This is a genomic window from Bradyrhizobium sp., assembly GCF_049581145.1.
Classification (GTDB): domain Bacteria; phylum Pseudomonadota; class Alphaproteobacteria; order Rhizobiales; family Xanthobacteraceae; genus Bradyrhizobium.
The window spans coordinates 1-6,835 of sequence record NZ_JBAURI010000044.1 but is presented as its reverse complement, the minus strand read 5'-3'; the positions used below and the strand labels follow the sequence as shown (position 1 = coordinate 6,835).

The following is a 6,835-nucleotide window of genomic DNA, read 5'->3' as shown; positions in this document are numbered from 1 at the left end:
AGGCTGTCTTGGGGACAGCCTGCGCGCATCGATATTGAGCACGCCTTGCCAGCCTGCTAAACGATCGCGATGCCCTATCAAGTTGCCGCCTTCTACCAATTCGCCGCGCTGCCGGACTTTCGCGCGTTGCGGGAGCCGCTGCGCGCGATTTGCGCCAATTTGAGTTTGAAGGGCAGTGTGCTGCTGGCGCATGAGGGCATCAATGGCACGCTCGCCGGCTCGCCCGATTGTATCGCGGCGCTGATCGGGCAATTGCGCGATGGCGCCTTGTTCGGCGGCAGGCTCGATAACCTTGAATTGAAGTTTTCCGAGGCGCTGGCGATGCCGTTCGGGCGCCTCAAGGTGCGCCTGAAGAAGGAGATCGTCACCCTTGGCGACAGCGCGGCCGATCCGACACGCCAGGTCGGCATCTATGTCGAGCCGGCCGACTGGAACGCGCTGATCGCCTCATCCGATACGCTCGTGATCGACACGCGCAACGCGTTCGAAGTCGCGTTCGGCACGTTCGACGGCGCGCTCGATCCGGGGATTGCGAGCTTCGGGGAATTCAAGGAGTTTGCTGCGCAAAAGCTCGATCCCAAAAGGCATCGCAGGATCGCGATGTTCTGCACCGGGGGCATCCGCTGCGAAAAAGCCAGCTCCCATTTGCTCGCGCGCGGCTTTGACGAGGTCTATCACCTCAAGGGCGGCATCCTGAGATACCTGGAAGAGGTCGCGGAAGCCGAAAGCCGCTGGCGCGGCGAATGCTTCGTGTTCGATGAACGCATTGCCCTCGGCCACGGCTTGCGCGAACGCGGCCGACAAAACGCAAAAGCAGGCGCAAGGGAAAGCGCCATGGCGAACGAAGGGATGGCCTGCTCATGAGTGAGGTCAAGGCATTGAACGACCGGATCGATGCGCTGGAGGCCCGCGCCATGTTTCAGGACGACACCATCGAGACGCTGAACCAGAGCGTCACCGCGCAATGGCAGAAGATCGACGCCCTGACGCGCCAGATCAGCGCTCTCAACGAGCGCCTGCGGGAGGCGGACGTCGCCGCACCGCCCCCGGCAAACGAGCCGCCACCGCACTACTGAACCTTGTCTAGCGCGCCTCGTGCAGTTCGCGGATGCCTCTGCGCAGCGCTGAGGCCGCCGGCAGCACGGTGACGAGCTCTGGCGCCATCACCAGTTGGTCACGACCGCCGTCCTTGGCGCTGTAGAGGGCACGGTCGGCGGCGTCGACCAATGAAGCGGGGCCGGCGGTGCGTTCGAGGCCGGGACGGCAGATGGCGCCGCCGATGCTCGCGGTGACCATTCCCGATGGTGTGTTCAGCACGTGCGGGATGGCAATGTCGCGCAAGGCGCGCCGGATCCGCTGGCCGATCCGGGCACAACCCAGAGCGTCGGTATTGGGCAGCAGCATCACGAATTCCTCGCCGCCATATCGGGCCGCAAGATCGGTGGTGCGGAGCGCTTCCGCCGATAATATCTTGGCGAAAGCGCGCAAGCACTCGTCGCCGGCGAGGTGGCCGTATTCGTCGTTGTATTGCTTGAAATGGTCGAGATCGATCATCAGGATGCCGAGCGAGGTGTGCTCGCGATACGCCCTGCCGAATTCCTGGAGCAGGCGTTCATCGAAGTGGCGCCGGTTGGAAAGTCCGGTAAGGCCATCTTCCGTCGCCAGCGTCTCAAGCCTGCCCTCGAGATCCTTCTGCTGCGTCACATCACGCAGGATCGCGACGACGCCGTCGATGTCGCCGTCGGCCGTACGCGTCACGCGCAGCGACGACTCGACCCAGACCTCGGATTTTTTCCGGTGCCGCGCGCGATAGGTCATGCGGGCATCTTCCAGTTCGCCTTCGCGCAGCGCGCGAACGGTCTCCTCCACGCGAGGCAGGTCCTCCGGATTGATCCCGGCCAGGGCCTGCGTCCCCACCAATTGCTGCGGCCGCCAGCCCAGGACACGAATCGAGGACGGCGAGGCATATTGCACCGTTCCATCCACGCCCACGCGCGTCACCAGATCGCTCGATCCCTCCGCGAGCGCGCGGAAGCTGGCTTCCTTCGAGGCCAGCGCCGCCGCCATGCGCTCGCCCTTGATCAGTTGGCGAACCAGATAGAAGCCGATGATCGCAATGAGCACGACGAGGCCGAGGACGAAGCCGGTGCGGGCCATGGCGGCGGAACGCCATTCGCCCACCACCTCGTCCTGCGCTTTCGTCACCAGGATCGTGAAGTGGTAGTGCTCGCTGCGCTGGTAGGCTCCGATCCGCTGCAAGCCGTCCAGCGACGACAGGAAATGGTACACGCCGGACGATTCCCGGTAATCGATGCCGCGCAGAAACTCGCCGTTCGAGACATCGCGTCCGACGGTGCCGTTGTCGGGCCGGCGGGCCAGTATGATGCCATCCGAGCTGAGCAAGGACACCGTGCCACTCTGTCCGATGTCGAACTGATGGTAAAATTCGGAGAAGTATTCGGTGCTGATTGTGACGACAACGACCCCCGCAAAGCTGCCATCCGGACGATTGAAGCGGCGAGACAATGTGATGATCCAGTCGCCGGTGACGCTGCTCTTGATCGCAGGTCCAACGAAGCTGTCGTGCGAGGAAGATTGTTTGTGATGGATGAAATAGGCGCGATCGCTCACATTGCTGCCGATGGCACCGGACGATGTAAGCCAATTTCCGTCCGAGTCCACGATGACGAACGCGTGGATGAGCCGCGAGCCTGCCTTGCGCGCGGCGACAATCTTTTGCAGCTTCGAAATCACGTCAGGGGCCGCGCCGTCCGCTTCCAGACGGCTCGACACGCCGATGATGCTGGCTTCCGCCAGATCGAAACTGTCCTCGACATGCTGCGTGAGCGAACGCGCCAGATTGCGAAGCGATACGTCTGCGGCTGCGACGGCGGCATCGCGCGTGGACAATTCGCGCATCGCGGTGGTGGCCAAGATCGCGGCGCAGACCAACGCGACAAAGCCCGCCGCGAAATACGGCAGGCGTATCACGCCAGCTCTATGAGGTGCCGCGTCCATCGCGCAGGATTCTCCAGGTCAGGAAAACTCCCACGCAACCCCTTATTTATCTCTGAAATACGCGCCGGAAACCGCCTCGGCCGCTCCCGTAGTACTACGGAAGAAGCTGCAAAACGAGCCCGCGCCTCGTCGTATCACTTACGAGCTGTTACGACGACCGCGTCGCGAGGTAGATGCTTACGGCAATGAGCACGAACACGATCGCGCTCAAGATCACCGGGGCCAGCCGTTTCGAACTGCCGCTCCTTGGCGAGTCATTCGCGGCGCGGTTAAATTCCTGTACCATGTCGCCTCGCCGCCGCTGCCGTAAAGCCACGGGAGCGACGCGATCATCGGAAAAATGCCAGAACCCTGTCCCAGAGCGAAGGCGCTCCCTCGTTCTCGCTCTTCTCCGGCGACAACGGTGGCGACGTCGCAGTCGCGGGCTGCGTCATGCTGGCCGGGTCAGACGCCGGAAAACTGTCGATCAAGCCGGCTTCCAACCTGGCATGCATCTCCTGGTCGGCCTGCGCCGCCTCACGGGGATCGGTCGCATGTTTATCATGGGGCGCGGGATTGAATTGGTCAGCCATGAGGCCCTCCATGACGGAGAAAACGCCGCATCCGAGCCGAAGTTCCTTTCCCGCCTTGGCCAACGGCGCCGCGGCAGTGTATCAGGGGTGTCGAAGTCCCGCCGATCCCGCCCAAGGAACGATCGATTGCCCCAGGAAACTGAAGCCGCCGTCAAGCCGTTTCTCGAAGTGCTGTCCGGCCGCAAACAGCCGAGCCCACCGATCTGGATGATGCGACAGGCCGGCCGTTATCTGCCGGAATATCGCGAGGTTCGGGCCAAGGCCGGCGGGTTTCTCGACCTGTGTTTCACGCCGGAATTCGCAGCCGAAGTCACGCTGCAGCCGATCCGCCGTTTCGCTTTCGATGCCGCGATCATCTTCTCGGATATCCTGGTTGTGCCTTACGCGCTCGGCCGGGCGGTGCGCTTCGAGGTCGGCGAAGGGCCGCGGCTTGATCCGCTCGACACGCCGGAAAAGATCGCAACGCTCGAGCCTCGCGCCGACCTTGGCAAGCTGGAACCGGTGTTTGAGGCGCTGCGCCTGGTGCGGCGCGAGCTCGATCCCAAAATCGCGCTGATCGGCTTTTGCGGCGCGCCCTGGACGGTTGCGACCTATATGGTCGCGGGTCAGGGCACGCCAGATCAGGCGCCGGCGCGATTGATGGCGTATCGGCACCCCGAGGCGTTCGCAGGCATCATCGACGCGCTGGTCGACAATTCGATCGACTATCTGTTGGGACAGCTCGCGGCCGGCGCCGACGTATTGCAGATCTTCGACACCTGGGCCGGCGTCTTGCCGCCGCGTGAGTTTCTGCGCTGGTCGGTCGAGCCGACCAGCCGCATCGTCGAAGGCGTGCGCGCGAAAGTGCCCGACGCCAAGATCATCGGCTTCCCGCGCGGCGCGGGCGCGCTGCTACCGGCCTATGTCGATGCAACCGGCGTCAATGCGGTGAGTATCGACTGGGCCGCCGAGCCCACCATGATCCGAGAAAAGGTGCAGAAACGGGTCGCCGTGCAGGGCAATCTCGATCCGCTGGTGCTGATTGCCGGCGGCGCCGCACTCGACCGGGCGATCGATGATGTGCTCGCAAGCTACGCCGGCGGCCGGCTGATCTTCAATCTCGGCCACGGCATCCAGCCGGAAACCCCGATCGCGCATGTCGAGCAGATGATTCGGCGGGTACGGGCCTATCGCGGTTGAACCGCGGCGGCCAGGCCGTTCGGGCTCGTTAGGCCGGCCGGCTGCGTTCGATCAGTTCGGCGGCGCCCTTGGCGAGCAATTCCAGCCCGACTGCACGGCCGAGCTCGCGCGGCCGGTCGGCGGGCCCGGTCCGCGACGCCGCGATGAATCGGTCGCCGGCGTCGTCGAGCACCGACGCCGTCAGCACCATCTCGCGACCCGAAATCCGCGAAAATCCCGCAATCGGCGAATTGCAGTGGCCGTTGAGAACCCACAGCACCTCGCGCTCGGCATCGGCACAGGCGTGGGCCGCCGCATCGTCGATGCCGGAGAGAATACGCCTGGTCTGCCAGTCCTGAGCGGCGCACTCGACCGCGACGATGCCCTGTCCCGCCGCCGGCAGCATGTCCACAATCGGGAACTCATAGGCGATGCGGCCGGCGAGGCCGACGCGTTCGAGGCCCGAGCGTGCCATGATCAACGCGTCCGCGGGTCCCACGGAACCGCCGTCCGGCAGCCGCTGCTTGTCGCCCTGGTCGAGCTTGCGCACCCGCGTATCGGCGGCGCCGCGAAAATGAATCACCTCGACCTCCGGAAACAACCGCCGGACATAGGCTGCACGCCGCACGGCATTGGTGCCGATCTTGAAACCCTTACCGCGCGATTTCCCCAGGTCATCCAGCGAAAAGCCGGGACGCAGCACCAGCACGTCACCGGGCGGATCGCGCGACAGGGTCGCGCCAATCACGAGCCCGGGGGTATCCTCATTGCCCGGCATGTCCTTGAGCGAATGCATCGCGGCATGCAGATCGCCCGCCAGCACCGCCGCGCGGATCTGCGCCACGAATGCGCCGCCCTTGCCGCCATGCGGCAACAGCTTGCTGACCTGGTCACTGTCGCCGGTGGTTTCGAACTTGACGATCTCGACCGCGAGACCGGGGACGGCCGCGGTGAGCCGGCGCGCGATCTCTTCGGTCTGCGCCAGCGCCATCGCGCTCTTGCGCGTCCCGATCCGCAATCGATTTGTCACGCCGCACTCTCCCGCATCATCGTGCATCCTGCAATATCATGTCGGAGGCTTTTTCGGCGATCATGATGGTGGGCGCGTTGGTGTTGCCCGACATCAGGTCCGGCATGATCGAGGCATCGACCACCCGAAGCGCCTCGATGCCGCGAACCCTGAGCCGCTGGTCGACGACGGCCAGCGGATCATTGCCCATCCGGCAGGTCGAGGTCGGATGATAGACCGTGCTGCCGGTCTGACGGCAGAACTCGAGCACGTCGTCGTCGCTCGTGACATTCGGTCCCGGATGGATCTCCTCGGAGCAATACGCCTTCAGCGCCGGAGCGGCCAAAATCCTGCGCAAAATCCTGATGCCATCGATGAAAGCGGTGCGATCTGTTTCAGTCGCCAGGTAGTTGATGCGGATTTCCGGCGGCGCCGCGGGATCGGCGCTCCTGATCCTGAGCGAGCCGCGGCTCTCGGGACGCAACTGGCAGACCGAGGCGGTGAAGCCGGAATAAGGATGCAGGTTCTCGCCCATCTTGTCGGTCGAGAAAGGGATGAAATGGATCTGGATGTCCGGCGTCGAAAGACGCGGATTGGTCCTGAAGAACGCGCCCGAGGTGCCGGCGGCGATGGTCAGCGGCCCCCTGCGCAAGGCTGCATATTGCAGGCCGGCGAGCGCCCGGCGGACGGGATGGTTGACGATGTCGTTGAGCGTGACGCGCTGCGCGCAACGCGTGATGACGCGGACCTGCAAATGGTCCTGCAGATCATTGCCGACGCCTTTGGCGTCCAGCAGGACTTCGATGCCGAGCGTCTTCAACAGCTCCGCCGGCCCGATGCCGGAGAGCTGCAAAAGTTGCGGCGAGTTGTAGGCGCCGCCGGCGAGCATGATCTCCCGGCGCGCCCGCACGATGCGAACCGCGCCGTTCTGGTGGTATTCGACGCCAACGGCGCGCCGTCCGTCGAACACCAGCCGCCGCGCCAGCGCCGAGGTCTCGATACGCAAATTACTTCTGTTCTTCGCGGGCCGGAGATAGGCGAAGGCACTGCTGGCGCGGCGGCCGCGTCGCGTCGTGGT

Annotated in this window: 7 protein-coding genes; 3 read left to right on the top strand and 4 right to left on the bottom strand. The window is 64.5% G+C overall.

What is annotated here, in order from left to right:
- Positions 1 to 69: 69 nt before the first annotated feature.
- Together WCB02_RS01355 and WCB02_RS01350 are read left to right on the top strand one after the other, a co-directional pair.
- The gene (locus tag WCB02_RS01355) at positions 70 to 864 is read left to right on the top strand and encodes a rhodanese-related sulfurtransferase (RefSeq protein WP_423955509.1); all 795 of its coding nucleotides are present in this window, start codon (positions 70 to 72) and stop codon (positions 862 to 864) included.
- Complete coding sequence (locus tag WCB02_RS01350) at positions 861 to 1,076, top strand: SlyX family protein (RefSeq protein WP_423955507.1); 216 nt, start codon at positions 861 to 863, stop codon at positions 1,074 to 1,076. Before WCB02_RS01355 ends, WCB02_RS01350 begins: the two co-directional genes overlap by 4 nt.
- Positions 1,077 to 1,083: 7 nt before the next feature.
- On the opposite strand, the gene WCB02_RS01345 is transcribed toward WCB02_RS01350, so the two are convergent.
- Positions 1,084 to 2,919, bottom strand: coding sequence for a diguanylate cyclase (locus tag WCB02_RS01345; RefSeq protein WP_423955512.1), 1,836 nt, complete (start codon positions 2,917 to 2,919; stop codon positions 1,084 to 1,086).
- A gap of 428 nt (positions 2,920 to 3,347) precedes the next feature.
- Positions 3,348 to 3,590, bottom strand: coding sequence for a hypothetical protein (locus WCB02_RS01340; RefSeq protein ID WP_423955505.1), 243 nt, complete (start codon positions 3,588 to 3,590; stop codon positions 3,348 to 3,350).
- Between the two features lie 126 nt (positions 3,591 to 3,716).
- Between WCB02_RS01340 and hemE the strand changes: the two genes are divergently transcribed.
- On the top strand, positions 3,717 to 4,769 hold the full coding sequence (gene hemE, locus WCB02_RS01335) for a uroporphyrinogen decarboxylase (protein WP_423955503.1): 1,053 nt from the start codon (positions 3,717 to 3,719) through the stop codon (positions 4,767 to 4,769).
- 28 nt (positions 4,770 to 4,797) lie between these two features.
- On the opposite strand, the gene hemC is transcribed toward hemE, so the two are convergent.
- Positions 4,798 to 5,778: a hydroxymethylbilane synthase gene (gene hemC, locus WCB02_RS01330; RefSeq protein ID WP_423955500.1), complete on the bottom strand. Its 981-nt coding sequence runs from the start codon at positions 5,776 to 5,778 to the stop codon at positions 4,798 to 4,800.
- Positions 5,779 to 5,794: 16 nt separating this feature from the next.
- Positions 5,795 to 6,835 (bottom strand): GMC family oxidoreductase (locus WCB02_RS01325; protein ID WP_423955498.1); only part of this gene is annotated, 1,041 nt, incomplete at its 5' end.

Bases quoted from the DNA above. Each gene is read 5' to 3' on its own strand.
- WCB02_RS01340 (WP_423955505.1), bottom strand. From the start codon at position 3,590: ATGGCTGACCAATTCAATCCCGCGCCCCATGATAAACATGCGACCGAT.
- WCB02_RS01350 (WP_423955507.1), top strand. From the start codon at position 861: ATGAGTGAGGTCAAGGCATTGAACGACCGGATCGATGCGCTGGAGGCC.
- WCB02_RS01345 (WP_423955512.1), bottom strand. From the start codon at position 2,919: ATGCGCGAATTGTCCACGCGCGATGCCGCCGTCGCAGCCGCAGACGTA.
- WCB02_RS01355 (WP_423955509.1), top strand. From the start codon at position 70: ATGCCCTATCAAGTTGCCGCCTTCTACCAATTCGCCGCGCTGCCGGAC.